Source organism: Listeria grandensis FSL F6-0971 (assembly GCF_000525835.1).
In the GTDB taxonomy this organism is placed as follows: domain Bacteria; phylum Bacillota; class Bacilli; order Lactobacillales; family Listeriaceae; genus Listeria_A; species Listeria_A grandensis.
Window position 1 is genome coordinate 1 of record NZ_AODD01000055.1, and the last position, 732, is coordinate 732.

At 41.4% G+C, this 732-nt stretch carries 1 protein-coding gene; it reads right to left on the reverse strand.

The window, feature by feature from the left end; translation table 11 throughout:
- A partial coding sequence (locus PGRAN_RS15325; protein WP_036068569.1) for a VaFE repeat-containing surface-anchored protein occupies window positions 1–732 on the reverse strand: 732 nt, incomplete at both ends.

Genomic DNA, 732 nt, shown 5'->3' on the forward strand with positions numbered 1-732 from the left:
CAACAACTTCTTTTCCAGCTAGTTCACGTGCATCTAAGTCAAAGGCTACTTCTACGACACCGCTTGGCTCTTCTGGTGTGAAGGTTGTTTCGCCTAGCACTTCTTTACCGTTTGATACGACTGGCATACCTGTTGCTTTATCCATTAGTTTTCCTGTTACCGTATATTCTTTTCCAACGATTAAGTCTTCATAGTATACCTTGTCAATAATGCTTACTTTTTCTTCTGGCATGATTTCTTTGTCACCACTTTGATCTGTCGCGATTGTTTTTAGGTCTGGTTTGGTGAATTTTACGGTTTGGTTCGCATCATTAATGTCCGTGTGTACCGCTACTTCTTTGTTGTCAGTATACAGGCGCTCAAATGCTACCACTTCTTGACCTGCTAAAGCTTTGGCGTTAAACGTGAAGGTTACGTCTACTTCGCCATTGGCTGTTTCTGGTGTGAATGTTGTTTCTGCTTCTACTTGCTCACCGTCAACTAATAATGGTGCTTCTGTAGATTTGTCCATCAAAATTCCTTTCACCGTGTACTCACGACCTGGCGTAAGATTTTCATAACGAACTGTGTCAACAAGGCTGATTTCTTCTTCTGGACTTGGGCTTTGTGTGCCTGTTTCTTCGTCACGTAATGTTGTGCCGATTTCTGGTGTTTTGATTGTTACTGTTTGTCCTTTATCATTGATGTCTTCATGCGTAACTACTTCTTTCCCGTTACGCATTAATTTCTCAA